The sequence below is a fragment of the Streptomyces sp. NPDC002742 genome (assembly GCF_042888885.1).
Taxonomy (GTDB): Bacteria; Actinomycetota; Actinomycetes; order Streptomycetales; family Streptomycetaceae; genus Streptomyces.
This window is the reverse complement of record NZ_JBIAQF010000042.1, coordinates 1-20,611: the sequence shown is the minus strand read 5'-3', so window position 1 is coordinate 20,611 and position 20,611 is coordinate 1. Positions and strand designations below refer to the sequence as shown.

Annotated in this window: 22 protein-coding genes and 1 pseudogene; 17 read left to right on the top strand and 6 right to left on the bottom strand. The window is 68.9% G+C overall.

Annotation, left to right across the window (positions count from 1 at the left end; all coding sequences use genetic code 11):
• The first annotated feature begins 13 nt into the window (after positions 1–13).
• Complete coding sequence (locus tag ACFYW8_RS41400; RefSeq protein ID WP_389091654.1) at positions 14–346, top strand: hypothetical protein; 333 nt, start codon at positions 14–16, stop codon at positions 344–346.
• 179 nt (positions 347–525) lie between these two features.
• Here ACFYW8_RS41400 and ACFYW8_RS41395 read toward each other — a convergent pair whose 3' ends face one another.
• Positions 526–1,476 (bottom strand): XRE family transcriptional regulator, encoded by a 951-nt coding sequence (locus ACFYW8_RS41395; protein WP_389091650.1) that lies wholly within the window; start codon positions 1,474–1,476, stop codon positions 526–528.
• Positions 1,477–1,998: 522 nt separating this feature from the next.
• Here ACFYW8_RS41395 and ACFYW8_RS41390 point away from each other — a divergent pair.
• From ACFYW8_RS41390 to ACFYW8_RS41380, 3 genes are read left to right on the top strand one after another with little or no spacing between them, the layout of a single operon-like run.
• Entirely contained in the window at positions 1,999–2,484 is a 486-nt protein-coding gene (locus ACFYW8_RS41390) for a hypothetical protein (protein WP_389091646.1), read from the top strand.
• Complete coding sequence (locus ACFYW8_RS41385) at positions 2,471–3,763, top strand: MAB_1171c family putative transporter (protein ID WP_389091643.1); 1,293 nt, start codon at positions 2,471–2,473, stop codon at positions 3,761–3,763. The genes ACFYW8_RS41390 and ACFYW8_RS41385 overlap by 14 nt, the downstream gene beginning before the upstream one ends.
• A gap of 2 nt (positions 3,764–3,765) precedes the next feature.
• Positions 3,766–4,218 (top strand): NUDIX domain-containing protein, encoded by a 453-nt coding sequence (locus ACFYW8_RS41380; protein WP_389091639.1) that lies wholly within the window; start codon positions 3,766–3,768, stop codon positions 4,216–4,218.
• Between the two features lie 61 nt (positions 4,219–4,279).
• Here the strand turns inward: ACFYW8_RS41380 and ACFYW8_RS41375 are convergent, their stop codons facing one another.
• The gene (locus ACFYW8_RS41375) at positions 4,280–5,152 is read right to left on the bottom strand and encodes a helix-turn-helix transcriptional regulator (RefSeq protein ID WP_389091634.1); all 873 of its coding nucleotides are present in this window, start codon (positions 5,150–5,152) and stop codon (positions 4,280–4,282) included.
• A gap of 611 nt (positions 5,153–5,763) precedes the next feature.
• Between ACFYW8_RS41375 and ACFYW8_RS41370 the strand changes: the two genes are divergently transcribed.
• The 7 genes from ACFYW8_RS41370 to ACFYW8_RS41340 all read left to right on the top strand — a co-directional run bounded on the left by ACFYW8_RS41370 (position 5,764) and on the right by ACFYW8_RS41340 (position 10,960).
• Positions 5,764–6,660, top strand: a complete 897-nt coding sequence (locus ACFYW8_RS41370; protein WP_389091629.1) for a helix-turn-helix domain-containing protein — start codon at positions 5,764–5,766, stop codon at positions 6,658–6,660.
• Positions 6,661–6,662: 2 nt separating this feature from the next.
• Positions 6,663–7,379 carry a hypothetical protein gene (locus ACFYW8_RS41365; RefSeq protein WP_389091624.1) on the top strand — a complete coding sequence of 239 codons (717 nt, stop codon included), beginning with the start codon at positions 6,663–6,665 and terminating at the stop codon, positions 7,377–7,379.
• 162 nt (positions 7,380–7,541) lie between these two features.
• On the top strand, positions 7,542–8,183 hold the full coding sequence (locus tag ACFYW8_RS41360; RefSeq protein ID WP_389091619.1) for a WhiB family transcriptional regulator: 642 nt from the start codon (positions 7,542–7,544) through the stop codon (positions 8,181–8,183).
• A complete protein-coding gene (locus tag ACFYW8_RS41355) occupies positions 8,180–9,820 on the top strand; it encodes a hypothetical protein (RefSeq protein WP_389091614.1) in 1,641 nt (546 codons plus the stop codon). The genes ACFYW8_RS41360 and ACFYW8_RS41355 overlap by 4 nt, the downstream gene beginning before the upstream one ends.
• Positions 9,817–10,008 (top strand): hypothetical protein, encoded by a 192-nt coding sequence (locus ACFYW8_RS41350; RefSeq protein ID WP_389091609.1) that lies wholly within the window; start codon positions 9,817–9,819, stop codon positions 10,006–10,008. Before ACFYW8_RS41355 ends, ACFYW8_RS41350 begins: the two co-directional genes overlap by 4 nt.
• An 86-nt stretch (positions 10,009–10,094) precedes the next feature.
• On the top strand, positions 10,095–10,328 hold the full coding sequence (locus ACFYW8_RS41345) for a hypothetical protein (RefSeq protein WP_389091604.1): 234 nt from the start codon (positions 10,095–10,097) through the stop codon (positions 10,326–10,328).
• Between the two features lie 134 nt (positions 10,329–10,462).
• Positions 10,463–10,960 (top strand): plasmid mobilization protein, encoded by a 498-nt coding sequence (locus tag ACFYW8_RS41340; RefSeq protein WP_389091599.1) that lies wholly within the window; start codon positions 10,463–10,465, stop codon positions 10,958–10,960.
• A gap of 9 nt (positions 10,961–10,969) precedes the next feature.
• On the opposite strand, the gene ACFYW8_RS41335 is transcribed toward ACFYW8_RS41340, so the two are convergent.
• Positions 10,970–11,455 (bottom strand): hypothetical protein, encoded by a 486-nt coding sequence (locus tag ACFYW8_RS41335; protein ID WP_389091594.1) that lies wholly within the window; start codon positions 11,453–11,455, stop codon positions 10,970–10,972.
• An 84-nt stretch (positions 11,456–11,539) separates the two neighbouring features.
• On the opposite strand from ACFYW8_RS41335, the gene ACFYW8_RS41330 reads away from it, so the two are divergent.
• From ACFYW8_RS41330 to ACFYW8_RS41305, 6 genes and pseudogenes are all read left to right on the top strand, one after another.
• A complete protein-coding gene (locus ACFYW8_RS41330; protein ID WP_389091590.1) occupies positions 11,540–13,270 on the top strand; it encodes a relaxase/mobilization nuclease domain-containing protein in 1,731 nt (576 codons plus the stop codon).
• A 463-nt stretch (positions 13,271–13,733) separates the two neighbouring features.
• Positions 13,734–14,621 carry a hypothetical protein gene (locus ACFYW8_RS41325; protein ID WP_389091585.1) on the top strand — a complete coding sequence of 296 codons (888 nt, stop codon included), beginning with the start codon at positions 13,734–13,736 and terminating at the stop codon, positions 14,619–14,621.
• Between the two features lie 433 nt (positions 14,622–15,054).
• Positions 15,055–15,558 carry a hypothetical protein gene (locus ACFYW8_RS41320; protein ID WP_389091580.1) on the top strand — a complete coding sequence of 168 codons (504 nt, stop codon included), beginning with the start codon at positions 15,055–15,057 and terminating at the stop codon, positions 15,556–15,558.
• A gap of 333 nt (positions 15,559–15,891) precedes the next feature.
• On the top strand, positions 15,892–16,467 hold the full coding sequence (locus ACFYW8_RS41315; protein WP_389091575.1) for a transposase family protein: 576 nt from the start codon (positions 15,892–15,894) through the stop codon (positions 16,465–16,467).
• A gap of 402 nt (positions 16,468–16,869) precedes the next feature.
• The gene (locus ACFYW8_RS41310; protein WP_389091571.1) at positions 16,870–17,319 is read left to right on the top strand and encodes a hypothetical protein; all 450 of its coding nucleotides are present in this window, start codon (positions 16,870–16,872) and stop codon (positions 17,317–17,319) included.
• A gap of 78 nt (positions 17,320–17,397) precedes the next feature.
• A pseudogene (locus tag ACFYW8_RS41305) lies at positions 17,398–18,119 on the top strand (hypothetical protein).
• A 42-nt stretch (positions 18,120–18,161) separates the two neighbouring features.
• Here ACFYW8_RS41305 and ACFYW8_RS41300 read toward each other — a convergent pair.
• The 3 genes from ACFYW8_RS41300 to ACFYW8_RS41290 form a co-directional block, all read right to left on the bottom strand.
• The gene (locus ACFYW8_RS41300) at positions 18,162–18,983 is read right to left on the bottom strand and encodes a DUF317 domain-containing protein (protein ID WP_389091568.1); all 822 of its coding nucleotides are present in this window, start codon (positions 18,981–18,983) and stop codon (positions 18,162–18,164) included.
• A 15-nt stretch (positions 18,984–18,998) separates the two neighbouring features.
• Positions 18,999–19,289, bottom strand: a complete 291-nt coding sequence (locus tag ACFYW8_RS41295) for a hypothetical protein (protein WP_389091564.1) — start codon at positions 19,287–19,289, stop codon at positions 18,999–19,001.
• A gap of 108 nt (positions 19,290–19,397) precedes the next feature.
• Complete coding sequence (locus ACFYW8_RS41290) at positions 19,398–19,751, bottom strand: DUF317 domain-containing protein (protein WP_389091561.1); 354 nt, start codon at positions 19,749–19,751, stop codon at positions 19,398–19,400.
• Positions 19,752–20,611 lie beyond the last annotated feature (860 nt).

The window sequence follows — 20,611 nt, the reverse complement described above, 5'->3', positions numbered from 1 at the left end:
CCAGGCACTCAATGTGCGCAGCCTCGACACTCAGGCCGCCAGCCGGCCCGACCTCATGCTGACCACCCTTCAGCGGTGGAAGCAGTCGGGCCGACTCACGGACGAACACTTCGCCTTCATCGCCCGGGGCGCCCTGCGCAATCGGCTGAAGGAGGGCTGGCCGCTCGCCTGCGCCGTCCTCGGCTACGCCCACGACGCGCCGATCGCGCTCACCCCCCTCACCCTGGAGCGCACCGAACTCCGCGACGGCGACACACTGAACTTCTCCGCCGCTCTCACCACCACCACCGCACCGGTCCGCGTGATGGTCGTGATCGCCACCACGGGGCAGAACGACCGCCCGTAGGAAAAGGTCTCTTTCCTGCGCCGCACCACAGCCGAAGTCGGCCAGGAACTACGGCGCGCCAAACGCACCCGCTGCGCTCGACCGCACAGTGGAAGGTCTCACCGGCTTCTACTCCCTCACCCTCCAGGTCAACGACCCCCGCAGCTCTGCTGAAGCCGGTTCAGGCTCGGCCATCAGGTCTACAACAGCGGTTCCGCAGGCGTGATCGCTACCAGGCGGCAGGACGGCACTTCCATGGGCGCCAGCGCGACAATGCGTACGGCGAACTCCTTACCGCCCTGCCGGGGGAGGTAGAGACGGCGAGGCGTGCTGGAGGCTGGATAGCTCACCGCTGGCAGGTCCGGAGAATTCCAGAGTTTGCGGGCCACCGGGTCAAGACGTACAGCCTCGATGACTTCCGCAAGACGCTCGTCTTGTGGCCATTGCTCTGCATCTACACGGAGGGCCGTGATCGCGGGAAGCGCCCAGTCGTCTCGCCAGTTGATGAGCTGCTCTCGGGCTTCTGGCCAAGTCAGCACCCACTCCACGACATTGCGGCCCTTGGCGACCTGCGGAAAGTATTCCTTCATCGTCGAGTTGTAGGCCAGTAAATCCCATCTACGGTCCCTGAGGTAGATGCACCAAGTCGGGCTCTGTTCTACGAGAGTGACGAGGGCCGACGGCAACCGCTTCTCATGAAGGGGCACAGGGTTCGCGTCTGGGGCCCGTCCGCGGACGATGCGGTGCACGATGTCCCACTCCTCGGCGTCCAGAGCAAGGATTCGGCGGACCGACTGCATAAAGGTGTCGCTGTAGTTCGCCGAGCGCCCAGCTTCGAGCGCGTTGTACCACCGGCGGGAGACGCCCGCCAGGTATGCGGTCTGCGCTTGGGTGATGCCCAGGGTGGACTTGGGGCCGAACGCAGCTGTAAACCCTGGTACGTCCGATGTATTCCGACGTGCGCGGGCTTGCCGCAGAATGTGCGTGAGAAGAAGCTGCCCCTCCGAATCACCTCCCGTAACGTTCGAGTAACGCCCTCCCGTGGGGCTCACGTCACAGTTCCCATATCGGCAGGAGTGCGCCCTGCCATCACCACCTCCCTCCATCACGACGTAAATTCCGGCGAGTTGAAGCAGGTAGCCCAGCAGCACGGGCAATAGTTGAAGCGCCGACAATCGAGTTATGGGAACTGTCAGTTCTCAACGAGCAGGGTAAGCAGTCCCCTTGACTCTCGTAGCTCTTCCGAACCGGCCGTAGGGTCACGGAAACCTGGGAGCCTTTCCCTGGCACAATCCGGCCCGGCTTGCGCTCGTAGAGGATCTTCATGTCGCGCTCCGTTCTACACATCAGGGACAACGGCGGAATGCCACCCACAGCTGCTCACATTCGCCACAGAAACGACCACCATGCCGTTGCGGCGAAGTACGACGACCGTTCTGACGCCAACTGGCGCCGGCTTGCGGCTCACCGAGGAGCTGATTGTGATCTTTGACGCGAGCAGCCCAGAACCTGCTGCTCGATGGATTACCCGACTCGGTCTCCAGCCATGGCAGAAGACTCTCCGTTCCATGGTGGAACGCTCCACGAAGCCAGTCACACGACGTGAACTCCGCGAGGAATGCGAGGCTTTGCTGGTTGACATGCCGATCCCAAGGCCATTCACTCTGGATGGTTTGATCGCGGGCATCGAAACCGTGCGGGGCCGGCGCATCAAACTGGTGCCTATTCCGGATCACCTGCTCGCCAACACTGACGTGTGCGGGCTGTGGCTACAGCTCCACGACATCCCTGTCGACTTGATCCTGTACGTGGAGGGCACCACGTCCTTCCACCGGACGCGCATCATTCTCCACGAGTTGGCCCATATGTGGTGTGACGACACGAGCGAGGAGAGCTACGAGCGGCTCGCCCAGCTCTTGCCCGACTTCCCAGCCGACGTCCTACAGCGGCTTACCACCAGAGGCCGTGTCATGGCCCGCCACCGCTACGACTCCCACGTCGAGCGGCGCGCCGAGACGCTGGCCGACCTGCTGCACCACGAGGCGTACGCCGTCGACTACATCGAAGACTCCACCCTGCGCCACCTCGACGAAGACCTTTCCCACCCTCGGTCCACCCCCAGCTCCCGCACTCTCCGGAAGAACCATGTCCGCCTCTGATGTAATCGTCACTGCCATCGTGATGCTGCTACTGCTCCAAACCGCCATCCGTCTGCCCAGCGCCGTACGCAGCCGTCACGGAGGACGCCCCCTCTGGCTCTGGGGCACCTTCACCGCCTTCGCGCTGTCCTGGTGGCTTCGCACTGACCTCGGCCGCGCCGCCATCGACCCATTGGGCGTCAACGACCTGCCCACCCTCCTCAAGCACGCGCTGGCCATAGCCGGCACCTGTCTGCTGCTGACATACGTCACGGACGTCTATGCCGACGAGGACGCCGCAACGCGCCATATCAAGATCACGTCCGGGGTCCATCGTGCGGCCGCCCGCGCATCGTTCGCCACCGTGCTGTGCCTGGCCGCGGTGTTCTTCTTCTCCCTGAACCGGACCAAGACCGGCGCCGACAGCCCGTACTTCGTGGCCCGGCACGCCGGTGAGCCGGGCCTCGCGCTCTACATGGGCCTGCTTTACCTGTACACCGCGGCAGCCGCACTCGTGTGCGGATACCAGTGGGGTCGAGCCTCGCGGAAGGCCCGCCGGTGGAGCCTGCGCGTCGGGCTGTGGATGATGGCTGCAGGTATGGCACTCATCGTCGTTTACGCAGTCCTACGCACCGCGTTCCTCGTCCCCACGACCCTGCATCCGCTGTCCGAGCGAGCGGTCGCCGACCAGGAACACATCACCGACACCGTGCTGTATGCGGGCTTCCTGCTCTGGCTGTTCGGCTCGGTCACCCCCGCCGTCCACGCCCTGCGGACACGCGGCCAGAGCACGTGGGCGGTCATCGGGCTCCACCTCCTGTGGCGGGATCTGGTCCTCGCTGTTGACGGGGTCGCTCTTTACCAGCCGAGCAGTCTGTTCCACGGACACCGGGCCGTCAGCGCGCTCAACAGATTCCGGGACGTGCTGTCACACGACGCCACGCCCCAGATCCGCCTCGGCCGCTACGTAACCGAGATCCGCGACGCGACGCACGAGCTCCGCCGGCGTGCCCCAGCAGACCTCTACGACCGCGCCGTCCAGCTCGCAGAAGCGAACGGACACCGCGGCACCGACGCCGACGCAATGGCGGAGGCGTACTGGATCAAGGCCGCCCTCACGGCTGCCGGACAGCCTGCCGGAGCACCGGTCGTGTTCCGGACCGCCGGCGACGACTTCACCACCGAGGTGGCCTGGCTGCTGCGTGTGGCCACGGCGTACCGAGAGGCCGATCCTGCAAGCATCTCCCGTCTCATCCATTCCTCCGACACCCCGCTTGTCCCCCACACCACCAGGACCTGACCATGAAGCCTTCCCCGATCACCGTGACAGCCTCGGCAGCCGCCCTGCTGTCCAACGCCGCCGGCGAGATCCTCATCGTCAACCCGACCTACAAGCCCTTCTGGAACCTCCCCGGCGGCGCCGTCGACCAAGGCGAAACCCCCGAAGACGCTGCCGCACGCGAGGTCCGCGAGGAACTCGGCATCAACCCGCCCATCGGCCGCCTGCTGGTCCACGCCTGGATCGCCGTTCCGGGCCGAGGCGCACAGGTCCTCTACATCTTCGACGGCGGTGTCCTCAGCCCGGATGAGCAGGCGGCGATCACCTTGCAGAGGTCGGAATTGAGCGAACACCGCTTCTGTCCGCCGGACAACATGGAAGACGGTCTGATCCCCCCGCACCTGACCGAAGTCTGGCAGGCAGCCCTGGCCGCACGCTCTGAGCAGCACCCGCAAGTGCTCATCGTTCGCCTGTAAGCGCGCAAGGGCCTGGCTCGGGGCAGCTTCCTCGGGCCAGGCTTCGCACCGGCCACGCTTATCAGCGTCGGCCCGTCGCCCCCTCGCCGTCCTGCGTTTCGACGCGAGCCTTGTCGACCTCGTGAAGGATGAAGTCCAGCAGGTCCGCCGAGAGTCCCTTCTGTTCGCCACCGCGGGCGGCAATGGCGGCGATCTGCCCCCTGAGCAGCATCGTCTCGCTCAGGATTCGCTGCACGTCGGCGTCCTGTGACCAGATCACCGGGGTGGTGTCGAGCGCCTCGGCCAGAGCACTCAGAACGTCCTGGGACGCGTGCGTGACACGCCCCGTCCTCAGCTCGTGCACCACGTCGGCATTGAGTACCTCCACGCCCACCCGGGCGTTCCCCCGGGCCGCAACCTGCTGGTCGGACAGGTCCTCAGACAGTCGCCCCAGAAGATAGGTAATCTTCTCCGCCAGCGTCTCGGGCAACGGACCGTCAAGGCCCGCCCTTTCGCCATCACCTGGCTCTGGCACGTCGATGCCGAAGGAACGCTCCTGGGCCCGCAGCAGCTGCTCCACGCTCACGCCGTAGGCCGCCGCGAGCGGGGCACGGTACTCCTCGGCGAGACGCCGCTGCCCGGTCTCCGCGGCTGCCACGGGGCCTGCCGAACGGGTGCCCGTCAGTTCCTTCGTGGCAGTCTGCGAATATCCGGCGTCGGCACGCAGATCGGCGAGATCCGGATACCCCTCGCGCGGGAAGAGTTCATCGAGGTCGCAGTCCAGGACGCGGGCCAAGCCGGGGAGCTTCTCCGGGTCCGGGACCGAGCGCCCCGTCTCCCACGCGCTGACCCGTGCAGCAGTGACTCCCACGCCGTCGGCCACGTCCACCTGCTTGAGGTGTGCCTCGCGGCGGGTAAGCAGCAGGCGCTCAGGGGCGAACCGACGTGTCGGCATCTTCCGTCCGCACCTCTCCGTCTCATTGAAGCACTTGATCGAATGCCGAAACGAGGATAGTTTCGTTCCGTCGATTCAGGTGCGTACAGGCTACCTGGGTGCGCAAGTGTGTGCACCCACCACTCAGAAATCCTGTCGCGCTTCCCTCACTCAGGAGCCCGCCACGCTTGTGCCCGCCGCCCGCGAGAGCGAGCCCGCCGTCGCACCCCGTCACGGCCGAGGACAGGCGAAAGAGCCCCGACCTGCGGCGACGAATGCTGGAGAGTTCTAGAGCCAACTCTGGACCTTGACAGCTGATGGTGCATATGTTCGTCGTCCCTCCGCGGGCAGACCGCCCCGGACACCGGACCGTAGGAGAGCATCACCGCAGTCACGCTGCAAGATCTACACGCGGCGGCGCCCGGGAGCGGGAACTCCCGGACGCCCACCGCTGAATGGGCAAACCGTCCCGGGAAGGACGGGCTTCGCCACCATCACCACGCTGATCCCTTCGCACGGGGCGTCTCAGCGTGGCAACACCGAAGGGATTCTTGCATGCGCTCTGCCATGCGCGAAAGCGTCGAGGAGGCGGCCTGCACGGCTGCTGCGGCCCTTCCGGTCGGGAGCGGCCGGTGAGCAGCGATGCCCGCGAGTGGGTATGGGAGCACAGCTCCAGCAGAGGAACCGCCCGCCTGGTCCTGTTGTCGATCGCCGACCGGGTGGCCGACGAGCAATGCGTCTCCTGGGCGTCACTCTCCAGCCTGGCCAAGCGCACGCGCGCCTCCGTCTCCACGGTGCGCGAAGCCATCGACCGCCTGGTCCACGCTGGTGAGTTGGAGCAGCTCGACGACCTCACCGGCCCGCAGCGCAGCACCGTCTACCGTCTGCCCCTAGCCGCCGAAGCCATCGCACAGGACCTGCGAGAACAGCAGGAGGGCGACCACGCCGACAGCGGCGAGGAACTGCCCTACGGGCCGCTGCCCCTGCGATTCTCGGCACTGCGGCGGTACGGAATCCGCCCGCGTGAGGTGCCGGAATCTCCCACGAGGGCCCGGAAACCGGCAGTATCGGAAACCGGCAGGTCCCGACGGAAACCGGCACCTCGACGTACCGGAAACCGGCATAGCGATGTACCGGAAACCGGCACACAGAACCGTAGTGAACCGGATTTGAACCGTAGGTACAGCAGTGGTGGTGCTGCCGTCACCTCGGCTGCCGAGTGGCAGATCGACCCCGCCACCCACGCCTGGGCCCGCCAGCAGGGACACCTCGACCGCCTCGGCGAGCAGGGCCTGCAGGCCGCCGACGCGAAGTGGCGTGCCCACCGCGCCGACTTCAAGCCGCGGCCAGCAGATGCCTGGGCTGCCGACTGGCGCTCCTGGGTCGCCCGAGAGCACGCTCCTGGGCGCCCGACCCTCTACGCCGTACCCGGCAAGGGCCCGGCTGCTCCGGGCGGCATGACCCGGGCCGAGGCCCACACTGCCGCCCTCCTCGCCGCCCTCGACGAGCCGACCGGAACGGAGCAGTAGCCGTGGACCGCCGCGAAATCGCCGCCCTGCTGGCCTACATCGGCCGACTCGACCCCCGCACCATCCGCACCGACCAGGGCGAGGCCCGAGACCAGCTCGCCCAGTGGCACGAACTGCTCGGCGACGTGCCGATGGCGACCCCGCACGGCTGGGACGCCCGCGTCACCGTCCGCCGGCACATCCGTACCTCGCCGTACCAGATCCTGCCCGCGGACGTGGCCCGGCCTTGGGAGAGCTACCGGCGCGACCGCTTGGCGAGGCACTCCGATCCCACGCCGTCCGTCGACCCGGACGACCAGGCAGCCTGGACCGCCGAGCTGGTCGGCACCCGCCGCGCCGTCGCCGCCGGCACCACGCAGCCTGCGCAGGCCAGGGCGATCACCAGCGGTCGCGACGGGATCGACCCGAGGCTGGAGGCGCGGCTGCGGGAGATCGGCTCCTGCATACCGCCCGCCGCCCGTGCCGCTCTCGCGCCCTACCGGCCCGCGCGAGCAGCTCGCGAGGCCACCATCGCACAGGGGCTGCCCGACGCTCTGAGCGTCCGGTGCGAGTGGTGCCTGGCCCAACCCGGCGAGCCGTGTCGTCGCCGCCGGATCGGCCCCGACGGCAGAGCGCGCGGAACCACCCCGCGCGCCACCCTCCATCCCGGCCGCCTCGACCTCGCCGCGGCCCGGCAAGCCCGACAGAACGAGCAGGCCCAGCAGCCCGCCATGGCCTGACCGACGCATCCGGCCCGTGCGTTCCATCCGGGTGCACCGCCGCCCAACACCACCGTCCCGCCCCGGCTGCGGCGCAGTCCCTCGCGCCGCAGCCGACACCCGACGCCGCATCCGCCCAGCACCACCCCAGCCGGCGGACGCGGCAGCACATCGGAGACCCCTTTGCGCCACATCACCACCCACGACGCGCCGGCCACCGGCCTGCGCGGCATCGGAGACACCAGCTGGCACACCCGCGGTGCGTGCCACGGCATGGATGTCGAGGACGCCGACGCCGTGTTCTTCCCACTCCCCCGGGACCACGAAGCCATCGCCGAGGCGAAGGAGCTGTGCGGCTGGTGCCCGGTACGCCGCGACTGCCTCGACTTCGCCCTGGAGAACGTCCTCAAGGAAGGCATCTGGGGCGGCCTGACCGAAGCCGAGCGACGTCCCTTGCACAACGGACTGCCCCAGCGCCTCGACTACCGGCGCGTGATCGCCTACTTCCAGGGACGCGACGTACACCTGACCGAGGCCGAACGGCAGGTCGTCATCGACCACGCCTACGTGCGCGGCTGGCGGCCCGACCGGCTCGCCGCCGCCCTGCAGATCAGCCACAAGCACGCCCGCGATCTACTCCGACAGGCAGCCAACAAGGTGTTCGACCGCGACCGCGCCTACGGCGTGCCAGGTCCCAAGAGGAAGCTGAAGAAGACCACTCCGGCAACGGGCAGCCCCGCGCCCACCGCACCCAGAACCCAGCGGCCGACAGCCCGCCCGGCAGCGTCGACCCCGGTGCACGCCCCTCTCGGAAAGGCCGCATGACCCACCCCGTCCTGGCCCTCAGCATCGCTCCGGACCTCCCTCTCCTCCTCGCCGCCAGCGTGCCCGCCACCCTCGCGCTCGCACTGACCGCCTGGACGATCCGACGCCGGGGCACGCGCCCGCAGAGACATCTCGGTGGCCCGGCGGTCAAGATCGCAGCTCTGGCCGCCCTCGGCTGCACCGCATACAGCGCCGACACCTCGTGGCGCTTCGCGGCCGACTACCTCGACATGGCCGGCACCGCCGAACGGGCCGGGATGTTCGCCGCGGCCGAACTGGCGCTCTTCGCGACCGCGCTCATGGCGCGGCAGAACCTGGCCGCTCAGGGTGCCCCCGGTCTGCCGGGGACCCTGGTCTGGGCGATCACCGGGGTACAGGTGATCCCCGCCTATGCCGAGAGCGGTCCCATCGGCGGCACGGTCCGGGCCTTCGTCGGGCCGGTCATGGCGGCGATGCTGTGGCACCTCGCCATGGGAATCGAACTGCGGCTGCACACCCCGGGCGCCGCCTCCCACGGACTGATCGCCGTCCTGGGGCGGGAGGCACGCGAACGGCTCCTGTCCCGCCTTGGCATCGCCGCGCGAGACCGCGACGCCGCGCAGATCACCCGGGACCGGGCCACCACCCGCGCGGTCGCCCTCGCCGCCCGCCTCGCCGAGCGCACGCCCGAGCAGCGGCGGAACTGGCGCGGCCAGCGGCTCACCCGGCGCCTGTCGAAAGCGGTTGGCAGGGCCGCGGTCGGCACCGATCCCCTCCAACGGGCACAGCTCCTCGACCAGCTCGCCGCCCGTCGGCACGCACTCGCGCTCGCCACGGTCCCGCTCCCCTCACCCTGGTCCCCGGAGTGCAGCACCTTCCCATCTACCACGGTCCCCCCGCAGGAGACCTCGGAAGCGCCGGTCCCCGTGGCTGGTCCCCACGGTCCCGACGAGTTGGACGGGGACCGGGGACCGGGCGACCCGAGGGGACCGGTCCCCGAAATCGCGGACTCCAAGGCGTCGGCAGGCGCGGGGACCGAAGGCGACGACGCGGGGACCAGTGTGGGGACCGAGGCCAAAGAAGTAGGAGCGGTCCCGGGGACCGGTCCCGCCAATCCGGAAGCCGAAGAGTGGGAGGCCGGAGACGTGGGGACCGACCGTCCTACGCGAGAAGTACCTGCTCAGGGCCCTGACTCGCATCGGGGACCGACCGCCCCCGAGTTGGGGACCGAGCCGACCGGGGACCGGGTACTGACCGCCGTCGGCACGGGGACCGAAACCACCGGGGACCGGGGACCAACCGATACCGATACCGGGACCGAACCCAATGGGGACCGGGGAGACAAGGTCCCCCTTCGCCGGAAGACGACCACGAAGCCCCGTACAAGGGACAAGGGGACGCGCGCCCGGCCCCGCACCCCGCAGACACAGCGCCCACCACGCGAGCCAGAGCAGTCGGTGGACCAGCTCATCCAAGAGGTCCGTCCCCACGTCCCCGCCCTGCTCAAACGGGACGGCAACGAATCCGTCACCCGGGTCCAACTGCGGGAAATCCTCCGCCGCGAGGGCCTGAAGGGCGGCCGAAACGACCGACTGAGCCTCGTCCTCCAGCAACTGCGGAGCGACGGCACCACGCCGACACGGAGCACCGCCCGATGAAGACCTGCCACCAGTTCGACACCGTCCGCGCGGAGTACGAGCGGGAAATCGGCTTCATGATCGCCCACTCCAAGCGGCACGAGGGCAAGCCGGCGGCGAAGTCCAGCGCGAAGCAGGCTGCCTCGACGAAGCAACGGATGGCCCGCGCGCTCAACAGCCACGTCGGCCGCTGCCCAGAGTGCGGCTGAACCGGCAAAGCTCCAGTTCAGACCCATCATCGCAACCGGTGGCCCAGCTCTGTGCCGGGCCACCGTCCCGCTTCAGGAGACACGCCGTGATTCCGCGTCCCCCTCGCTCATCCGAGTCAACAGCCGCCGAGGCCAGCGCCTGGGCTGACGTTCTGGTCCGCCAGCGGCTCCTGCACGCCACCGTCCGCATGCCGACCGGCCAGTGGCTCGTCCAGGACCACCCCGACGGACCCGTCCGCCTCCTTCTGGGCCCGGCCGACATCCTCGCGCTAGCTGCGGCCATCACACACCACACCCGCTCCACGAGGCCCGGATCCTGATGACGAACCCCGCCCAGAACGGCACCACCCCGCAACCTGTTCCCGACTCCAACTCGGTCTCGGGGCGAGCAAGTTATCGGCCAAGCTACTCTTCCCCGTCGGGGAAGGCAGCTTGGCCATCTCCCGCCCCAGGGGTGGCGGGAGCGGTCCAGCACCAGGGGGCGCTGGACCGTCAGGCAGCGACCGAGGGCGGATCACAGCCAGGGGTGGAGGAGCAGCCGCGAAGCGGCGCGAGCGCCGCTCCAGCATCCACCGCACGTAAGCGCTCCCCCCAGAAGAACAAGCGCGCACGCGTCTGCAACATCCGTCTCAACGACGACGAGTGGAGTCGTCTGACCACCGCAGCACGTACCTCGCGCAAGAGCCTGCCCGCCTACCTCGTGCGCGCCGGTCTCGCCGCCGCCGAGGACGCCGAGAACACCGCTGCGGTCATCGCGGGCCACCGGGACCTGATAGCCGAGCTGTTCGCCGCACGCCGTCATCTCGGGCAGGTCGGCAACAACTTGAACCAGGTCGCCCGTGTCCTCAACAGCGGCGGACAACCCGCGCAACTCGACGCCGTCGTTTCGGCGGTTCAGCGAGCGGTCGCTCGCGTGCAGGCAGTCACCGACCGGCTGCTGGAACAGGATTGACCGAGCTGATCAGGCAGACCACGAGGCGCAGCCGGCCAGCAGGCTTCGGATGTCGCGCCGGACAGCTTCCTGGAACCGGTCGCGCAGCGTTCCGACCTCATCCTTCAGCGCGAGGAGCGCCGGGGTGTCCTGTGCGTCCGCAGTGGTCACGTAGTCGCTCGCGCGTCGCAGACCTCGAAAGATCTCGTCTGCTGCCCGAACGACGTCGAGCGGAGCCAGGACATGGATCCGCTGCCGCGTGCCACCGAGATTGAAGCCGGCGAACGCATCAGCAGCCTCCGTCTCGCGTTCCTCTACTGCCGTGGTCCGCAGCACGCGCAGCAGGTCCCTGCCCGTGTCCTCCATCGCGACCAGGTACTCGGCGTACAGCTCCGTACGCAGCTCCAGCAGGCGTGTGACCGCCTCCCGACGCCAACGCCGGCGGTCCGCCAGCGCCGTCGCGCCGACCCCCAGCAGAACTCCAAGCAGCGCGGAAAGCGGCGATATCCAGCTCATCCGTGAGCACTTCCCGCACCGCGCGCGTGGAACGCCCGCTTCCCACTGCCCATTCCCGTTGATCAACCGGTCGAGGACAGCAGCATGATTCCCCGGATCCAAAAGCGCGGTCAGCGCACCATCGGCCTCCTGTATTACCTGTACGGGCCGGGCAAGTTCGAGGAGCACACCGACCCGCACCTCGTCGCCTCCTGGGACCACAATGCTCCCGACCCCGGACGAGACGCCACCGCGACCCTCAAGCAGCTCCAGCAGCTCCTGGACCAGCCCGTCGAGAACATCGACCAGGCCCACCGGCCGAAGAAGCACGTGTGGCATCTGTCCGTACGCAACGGTGGCGAGGACCGGATCCTGACGGACGAGGAATGGGGCGACGTGGCCCGCCGTATGGTCGCCGCCGCCGGGATCGACGACCCCGAGGCGGGAGCGGGTTGTCGGTGGGCGGCCGTGCGGCACGCCGACGACCACATCCACATCGTCGCCACCCTCGTCCGCGAAGACGGGTACAAACCCGACCTCGACAACGACGCCCATCGCGTCCAGGCCCAGGCCCGCGCCCTGGAAGCAGAGCTGGGCCTGCGCCGCCTCAACAAGGGTGACGGCACCGCCGCGAAACGCCCCACCAGCGCCGAGCGCCACAAGGCCCAGCGCCAGGGCCGCGAGCGCACCGCGCGGGAAGAACTGCGCGAGACCGTACGCCGAGCGGTGACCGGTGCTCGAGGCGAGGCGGAGTTCTTCGACCGCCTCGCCGCCGCCGGCCTCCTGATCCGCACGCGCGAGGCCCCCTCCGGTGACCTGCTCGGCTACAAAGTGGCTCTGCCGGACGACCGCAACAAGGACGGCGAGCCCGTGTTCTATCCCGGGGTGCGCCTCGCCCCGGACCTGTCCCTGCCACGGATCCGTGAGCGCTGGTCCGCCGACCAGACCTCATCGACAGACTCTCCCGGCCGTGCGATGACGACCAACCCGTCTGCCGCACGTCGGAGGACAGCGTCGGCCGCCTGGACCGCGATCACGGTCGTCGAGAACGGTGACGACGAAGTCGCCGCCGCCCACATCGCTGCGACCGGCGAGGTCCTGGACGCCCTCGCGAAGACGTCCGCCGCGCACACCCGCCGCGAACTACGTGACGCCGCCTTCGCGTTCGAGCGGGCCTCCCGCTCCCACGTACGTGCCGAGCGCGGGCACGACCGCGCCCTGCGGCAGGCCGCCCGCGACCTCGTCCACGGCGGTCCCGCGCTCGGCCGGGGCGAGGACGGCGCGAGCACCGCGCTGGCGATCGACATGCTGTTCTTCCTCATCACCGCGGCCATGAACTGGCACGCGAAGAAGGGACACGCGCAGCAGGCCGCAGCCGCCCGCCAGGCCGCCGAGCACCTGCGCGCCGCCTACCAAGAGGCCGCCGCCCAACCCCTCGGCATGCTCTACCAGCGCGGCCGGCGCCTGAACCGGCCGATGCTTAGGCGGCAGACGGTAGTGCTGCGCGAGGCGCTGCCGACGTTGGCCGAGCAGATCCTCGCCGAGCCCGGCTGGTACGCCCTGGCCGCGACAATCGTGGAAGCCGAAGCCGCCGGCCACGCCCCGGCCGCTCTCCTGTCCGACGCGGTGGAGCGTCGCGAAGTCGACACCGCGGGCTCGGTGAGCGATGTGCTGGTGTGGCGGATGCGGCGGATGGCCGACCTTCCTGCCGATGGCTCGGGGCTACCCGATAACTACACGACGGGGAACCCGTCCACAAAGCGCAGGGCGGCGTCCGGGCCTTCTGCACCTGGTCGGCGCCGGGGCGGTGAGGAGGCATCGGGCAAGACCCGGTGAGCCCTCCGGCGTACAGGGCCGCGGTCTCAGCGCACGGCCGAAAGCCGGGACACAACGACCGCCCCGCCCACGACCCACAGCATGGCCGTTCGCCACACGCTCCCCCGGCAGCGTTCAGGTCCGCTCTGTGAGGAAGTTCCATCGTGATTCATCCAGGTCAACGGTCCTGGTGTGATGAGTCGTTGGGGTGCTCGCGCAGCTCATCACGGTGATCATTGGGGGGGATCATCGGTCACCGAGCCACCTGATGGTGCGTCAGCACCAGAAGGGCCCGCACCAACGCGGTCGCGTGCCGCGGATGCATGCGCACCTTGGTCAGGAGAGAACTGGTTGCAGGGCAGTAGTCGCCGGAGCCGCTCTCCTATAACGTACCGACCAGACGGTACGGCTAAGTGTGCCCCACGCGCCGTCGTGTGCTCGATGAACAGCAACGTTTCATCCGCCACAGGACGGAGAGCCCCTCATGACGCAGAACACGGACCGCGACAGTCTGACCCTCGCGCGCCAGACCTGGAGAACTCTCGAGCCCTACCATGGGGCTGTCTACTTCTCGCCCGAAGCCGCAGGCCAGTACGCCGAGTTGGGCGTGGACGCCAGGACGGGGTACTTCGCGTCCCGCTCCGCCGCGCTCGGCGCCGCTCCGGCGGATCTGGTCATCGCCACGTTCTACAACTTCAATCCCCAACTGGTGCGCCGAGCCATACCCGCGGCATGGGAAGCCGCCACGCCGCAGCGGTTCGCCGCCGCCCGGCTCACCGGGATCGATACCACGCTCCGCCGGATCCTCGGCGCGGACGTCTCCTCACCGGCGCTGGCCCGCGCAGCGGAATTGGCCCGTACCGCGGCTGAAGTGACCGTGCGCCATCCACAAGGCCGCCCCCTCTTCGCCGCGCACGCCGCACTGCCGTGGCCGAGCGCACCCCACCTCGTGCTCTGGCACGCGCAGACTCTGCTGCGGGAGTTCCGTGGCGACGGTCACGTGGCGGCACTACTGACTGCCGGACTGAGCGGGCTCGAGGCTCTCGTCACGCACGCCGCCACAGGCGACATCGACGCAGGGGTGCTGCGCGACTCGCGGGCATGGACGCCGGAGCAGTGGGGACAGGCCGTGCAGAACCTGCATGAGCGTGGATGGCTCGACGACGGACCCCACCTGACCTTGACCGAGGACGGTACGCGGCGCAGGGCGGAGATCGAGCACACCACCGACAGGCTGGCTGCCCTCCCTTACATCACGCTCGGTCCTGCCGCCTGCGCCGAACTTCGTTCGCTGGTGAGGCCGTTCAGCCTTGCGGTGGCCAAGGAGCTCCTGCCGTGGGCAGTCGACCGCCTCAGCAAAGAGAGCGCATGAGAGAAGAGAGCGAGGTCGGGAATTCTCGACGGCGGGTCCATCTCGACGCCCCCCGAAGCAGCCGAGGTGCTCGCGACACTGCCCCGGCGCACATCGCCTGGCCTGTGGAGTTGAGGCGCCTCGACCGGCACAGGCTTCCCACCTGACTGGAGTCGCCTCCCTGACCCGACCCGCATGCGGTGCGCTCGGGTGTGGACGGACAGGTCGGCGCCATGGGGAAGGCACTGAGGAAGTTTCATCGTGGATCGACAGGTCAACGGCCCTCGCGTGACGGGCGGTTGGGCTGCTCGCGCATGTCACGAGCGTGATCGCATCGGGGAGATTATCTGTCGGCCCGCTTCGGGTCGTCTTCCTCGGATCTCCTGCACGCTGCGCACTGGTGCCCCTACCGTGCGGGCAGGGTCGCGACGGCGAGCCCGCGGAGGGAGGGGACATGGCCCAGAACCTGATGGTGTGGCTGATAGAGCGCCGGGTGGTGCTGGAAGAACGCGCCGCGCAGCTGCGCAACCAGTTGGCCGACACCGAGGCCGAAGTGGCCCGGCTCGGGGCCGCCGAGGTCGTCTACCAGCAGTACCAGGAGGAGGATGCCGAGGCCGGGCACCCTGACGCCGCGGCCTGGCAGCAGGCCCTGGAAGAAGCCACCGGCGGCACGCCCGCGGCGCCCCCGCGTCCCTTCGGCACGCCCGGAGCCGCCGGCCAGCTGCTGATTCCCCACCACGGCCCCGGCACCGGCACGGACGACCTGCCCGCCGACTACCAGAAGATCATGGAGATTGTCGCGGGCGGCGACAGCCCGCTGCAGGCCAAGGACGTGCCCCGCGAGCTGGGATTGGATGCGGCGCCGACGAAGGTGGAGCCGGTGCGCGGGAAGCTGCGCAAGCCGACCGAACGCGGCTGGATCACCCGCACCCCCGCCGGACGCTACCTGCCCCGGTAGCCTGCGGCCGACCTGCCACAACGGCCGATTCCTGCCGCAACGCAAACGCCCCCCGGAGGGTGTTGGCCCATGCGTGAACAAGAACACCAGCCCCACCGAGGGCGACACCGGCCCTGTCTACTCCGTCCGCCTGCCTCTGTCCAGCGCGACCGTCAACCGCGTGGCCGGCCTGATCCGCGCCCACCGCAGACAGATCCGCTCCCGGCGGCACAAGCTAGACGCCGGGCAGATAGCGCTGATCGTGCTGGCCCACCTGCGCAACGACGAGCGCCTGGCCGACCTGGCTGGCGGGACGCGGTCTCGGCCTCCACAGTGCGGCGCTGGGTACTGGAGGTGCTCGGCCTGCCGGCCGCACGTTCCCCCCGCCTGGACCGCGCGCTGGCCAAGGTGGCCAAGGACAGCGGCTGCATGGACTTGTTGGACGGGACGCTGATCCGCACCCGGCGGCGCAGTGGGCGGGCGAACCGAAAGAACTGCTCGGGGAAGCACAAGGCGCATGGCCTGCTGTTTCTCGCCCTGACCGATGCGAAGGGGCGGCTTTTGTGGATCTCCTCGGCCCGCCGCGGCGCCTGCAGCGAAATCACGGCGGCCCGCTACGAGAAGCTGTGCGCGCGACTGCGCGAGCTGGAGCTTGCAGCGGTAGCCGACCTGGGGTTCGTCGGTCTGGACGAGGGGGCCGAAGAGCAGCCGGCGGTCATCACGGGGTTCAAGGCGAGCGGCGGCAAGCACCTGTCTTCACCGAAGAAGGTTGTGAACCGGCTGATCAGCAGCCTGCGGGCGCCGGCCGAGCTCGGCTTCGCGAGCCTGAAGCCCTTCCGGATCCTGACCAAGGTGCGCATGCATCCGCGGCACGCGACCGCGTTGGTGCGGGCCCTTCTGGTGCTGACGCACCATCAGGTGGCTCGGTGACCGATGATCTCCCCCCGATGATCACCGTGATGAGCTGCGCGAGCACCCCAACGACTCATCACACCAGGACCGTTGACCTGCATGAATCACGATGGAACTTCCTCTGTGGTTCGCGGGCACCAGCGCACACATGACGGGAGGGAATGACGCAGGTGTGGCAAGTCGAGTCAATAGGCGTCGCGAAGTTGGGTGGTCGAGGAGGAAGAGGCGAGTTCGGTCATACCGAGGTCCCCTGCAGCCCGGAGACACGTGCCGTGGCCAACTCGTCATCTCCGGCATGGGGATGTGAGGAAACGCTCTCTGACCTCCCCGAACGCCACTGTTGACTTTGTGAATTGAAGCCTCCGGGGGCGTAGGACACGATCATGAAGCGAGCAGGACGAGGCAAGGGAGGACGTCGGGGTGTTTCACCGGATACGGCGCCGGGCCAAGGAGCCCAGCGAGGAGCAGCGCCGATTCGTCAAGATGGCGGCGAAAATGCAGGGGCAAGTGCCGCCAGCGGTTGAGCGGGCGTGGGCCGAACGGGACCGTGAACGCAGCGAGCCAGCCGCCGTGGTGGACGACTTCCTTCCGCCGGAGCTGCGCGTGCCCAGCCACGACCAGCTCGACGGCAAGATGATGCCGTGGAAGCAGCCCCTCATCCTCGACGGCGAGATGGTCGCCTGCTCCGAGTGCGGTGCGTACCGGGACTGGCTCATCCTCTCCACCCGCAATCAGATCTGGCTGCGCTGCCGGGTCGGCCACCAGCAGCAGGAGACCCGCCTCGACACCGCCTGGTTCAACCGGAACTCCGGGCCGGCGGACGCGACGCACGCCACGTTCGAGGACTGCCTGCGCCACCTCGGGCACTGACCCCACTCCTACGACCCCACCGGGCCCGCAGGCCCGCACTGACCACCCGTCGCCTAGCACCAAGGGGTCAGTTCCGTCATGCGCGTTCGCATCGCCACCACCGCCCTCGGCATCACCGCCGCCCTCCTCGCCGTGCCCGCCTGCACCGCCAACACCACCAGCACCAAGCCCAACACCGCTCCCTCCGCCCGTACCGGGAAGCCAGCCGACGACGCCCTGAACGCCGCTCCGCTCTCGTCGGCCGCGCTGGAAACGCGCCTGCTCGACGAAAGCGACCTCGGCAGCGGCTACCTGCGAAAGCCGGAACGCCCCGCCCAGCACGACGACGTCACCGTCGTCGGCTGCCCGGCCCTGAGCGAGCTGGGCAGCGACGCGGCCACCGGTGGCACGCTCACCTTCCCCCGCAAGGCGAAGACGGCCTTCACGTACGGTGGCAGCTCCTCGGAGGTCTCCGAGGAGCTGTACAGCGACAGCGCGAACAAGCTGTCCGACCGCATCTTCGACGCGATGACCGGCTGCCCGACCTATCAGGTCGTCGCGGGCGGCACCCCGATCGACATGGCCTCGCAGAGCTGCCCATGCCCCGCGAGCTCGGTGACAAGCAGTGGAGCCAGCTCCTGACGTTCTCCGCCGGAGGGCGGAGCACCGTGGCCAAGCAGACCGCGATCCGCGACGGCAGTCTGCTGCTGATCGTCTCCGGCCCCCGACCCACGCTGCCCATGACCGGGATGGTCGGGGCAGCGTGCGTCCGGCACACGTACGGTGCGGGCCCGAGAAGCGGAAAGCCCGGCCCTCCATGAAGGAGGAGCCGGGCTGAGCGCGTCGGGTGACAGCGCGAGGTGCTAGATGGCCGGCGCACGCAGGAGCCGCTCCCGGGTGGCCTCCGGCAGCACCCGGCGCAGGACCGGTGCGGTCGAACTGAGGGAGGCAGCGAAGCCGGCAACGAGGTCGTGCGGGACGCTGGCGGAGAAGGAGGCCGCCCACAGGCACGGTGCCCCGAGCGCGGGCTCGGCCCATGCCTGCCATCCGGCCGGTCCCGTCTCGTCGGCCTCGGTGGTCAGGGCGCGCGGGTCGGCGTCCTGGATGAGGGGCGGCACTTCGCCAAGGCTGATGTGCGAGGTGAACGTCGGGTCCGTCGCTGCCGCCTGGGGCTGGTCGATGTCGCGGAACCATCCGTGGGCGGCAACGGCGTCGAGGACCAGCTCAGGGCCGGCGAGTGGTGCGGCGGGCTGGTCGCGGGCGTCGAGCGCGACGAGGAAGTCGGACACGGCCTCCCCGGGGACATCGGGGGTGAAGTAGGCCGACCACTGAGCGAGCGGGCTGCTCGTCTCGGCGCGGACGGAGATCTGCCAAGCGATCGGCAGCTCTCCCAGGTGGAACGGCTCGTCCGCCAGGCTCCACTGGGCCCAGCGCAGGGCGTCGGGACTGATGTGCAAGACGGTGCTGCGCAGTACCTGGCGGTCCTCCGGCGCCTCGTCCGGCTCGTGCCGTCCGCGGACGATCGTCAGGCTCGTCCAGCCCAGGCCGGCGAGCGTATCGGCGACGGCATCGTAGAGGCGCCCATCATCACCGGCCAGATACCGGGGACCGACCCAGAACGCGGGCTGGCCGCCGCGCGGAGTGGACGGATCGAGCGAGAAGTCGGGGTACAGGGGCGCCTCCAAGGGCTCGGTGCGGGTCTAGTTGCCGCCGGCACGGCGGCGGGGGCGGCGCGGGGGTGCCTGAACGGGGCCCTGCCACGTCAGGGCGACAGCGACCTCGGGCGGCAGATGGCCGAGCTGCGTGTCCTCGTCGCGCCCTTCGGCGAGGTAAACGACGGTCCGGCCGGTCTCGTCCACGGACTGCACGACCTGCGCCAAGCGGTGTGCCATCGGAAAGAAGGGATTCATGGCCTGGCGGACTGGAGCACTCCGGTCGCAGCCGGACAGCAGGTCGATGAGATCGCCGACGGTCATCTCCGTGGACGTCACGAACAGCCTCCTGGGGTGCGGGGAAACGGGGAGCAGTGGAACAGGCCGGTGGCCCGGCAGACAGCCGACCGCCCACGGGGCGAGGACTACCTGTCGGTACCCGCACTGTCATAGGCGACGTGAGGTCTCCAGCACGCGCGCCACTGCGGCGGCGACGATGTCCGCTGGCGTCTCGACGTCGAACGACAGGTGGTAGCCGCGCACCTTGGCCGTGCCGGTGACGGCGATTTTCCATCCCTCGCCGTCCGTTCCGGGGCGGCCGAGCGGGAACCAGCCGAGGTAGAACCGGCCGTCCTTGGAGCTGACGTGCACGTCCGCACGATCATCCACGATCAGGTGGAAGTCCTCCGCGGAGAACTGGTCCATGACCAGCGTGGGCTGGCCGGGACCGAGCTGCCACTCGCGCAGCCGCAGGGCTTCGACGGTGGTAGAGAAACCGGGGCCAACAGGCGCTACGGCCACAGGCAATCACCTCTCTGACCTGGGGTTTCTTGCAAGGTCGTCTACGTTGACATGCCCTCACGCACGTTGGCCAGCCTTTCCGCGATCTTTCCTGTCTGCCCCCGGCGAACTGCTGTCGTGTCTCATCGAAGTTAGTCTTCCTCGCGCCGCAGACCGTGCTGGACTGGATTCAGGGAGGCGCATGCACCGGGTTCGTTGAGCAAGGCAAGAGCGGCATGTTCTGGTCAGCGTTCCCTCGCCGAGCACCAAACCCGTTTACAGCTGGCGGCGCCGCAAGGGCAGCCACGCTCCCCGGGCCGGCGCCTCGTAGGCGCCAGCCTTGAGAGCGGTTCTGGCCACCTTCAAGAACAGGTTGTGCTGGCCGTGGTAGGCACTGGACAGCCTGGTCCGAGCCGTCATCTGTTGGCCCCGGTCTCTTCGTACCGTGCCAAGCCAGACTGGTTCTGGGGCATGGTCATAGAGGAGAGATTGCTGAAGCGCAGTGGCCTTATCGACTACGTCCATTGGAGCGCGAAGTTCGAGTGCAGCGAAGGCCCGCTTCAACCGTTGCGGATCCAACTCCCGGGCCCGGCGCTCCATCTCGTCCCAGCGTTCGTGGAACGCGTCCTCGTACATGGCCTGATAGTCCTGGTAGACCTGCTCGGCCTGGAGGAGGAACTCCGCGCAGAGGGAGGGCAGGAGTTCTCTAATCCATGGGGCATCGGCTTGGTAGCGGGCCGCACTAGCCTGACTGCGTCCGGCTATGACTGCACCACCGGCGCCTAGTAGGGCTTGGTCATCTTCACCCGTGAGTGGAGTGTCTGTTGGTGTGTGAGCGTCGTTGACGTGGCGTGACACCTGGGGAGATGGCTGAGGTCCGG

What these genes read in the sequence shown, in the direction of transcription:
- ACFYW8_RS41385 (WP_389091643.1), top strand. Translation starts at nt 2,471, where the DNA reads ATGTCCGCCTCTGATGTAATCGTCACTGCCATCGTGATGCTGCTACTG.
- ACFYW8_RS41350 (WP_389091609.1), top strand. Translation starts at nt 9,817, where the DNA reads ATGAAGACCTGCCACCAGTTCGACACCGTCCGCGCGGAGTACGAGCGG.
- ACFYW8_RS41355 (WP_389091614.1), top strand. Translation starts at nt 8,180, where the DNA reads ATGACCCACCCCGTCCTGGCCCTCAGCATCGCTCCGGACCTCCCTCTC.
- ACFYW8_RS41320 (WP_389091580.1), top strand. Translation starts at nt 15,055, where the DNA reads ATGGCCCAGAACCTGATGGTGTGGCTGATAGAGCGCCGGGTGGTGCTG.
- ACFYW8_RS41375 (WP_389091634.1), bottom strand. Translation starts at nt 5,152, where the DNA reads ATGCCGACACGTCGGTTCGCCCCTGAGCGCCTGCTGCTTACCCGCCGC.
- ACFYW8_RS41330 (WP_389091590.1), top strand. Translation starts at nt 11,540, where the DNA reads ATGATTCCCCGGATCCAAAAGCGCGGTCAGCGCACCATCGGCCTCCTG.
- ACFYW8_RS41380 (WP_389091639.1), top strand. Translation starts at nt 3,766, where the DNA reads ATGAAGCCTTCCCCGATCACCGTGACAGCCTCGGCAGCCGCCCTGCTG.
- ACFYW8_RS41325 (WP_389091585.1), top strand. Translation starts at nt 13,734, where the DNA reads ATGACGCAGAACACGGACCGCGACAGTCTGACCCTCGCGCGCCAGACC.
- ACFYW8_RS41335 (WP_389091594.1), bottom strand. Translation starts at nt 11,455, where the DNA reads ATGAGCTGGATATCGCCGCTTTCCGCGCTGCTTGGAGTTCTGCTGGGG.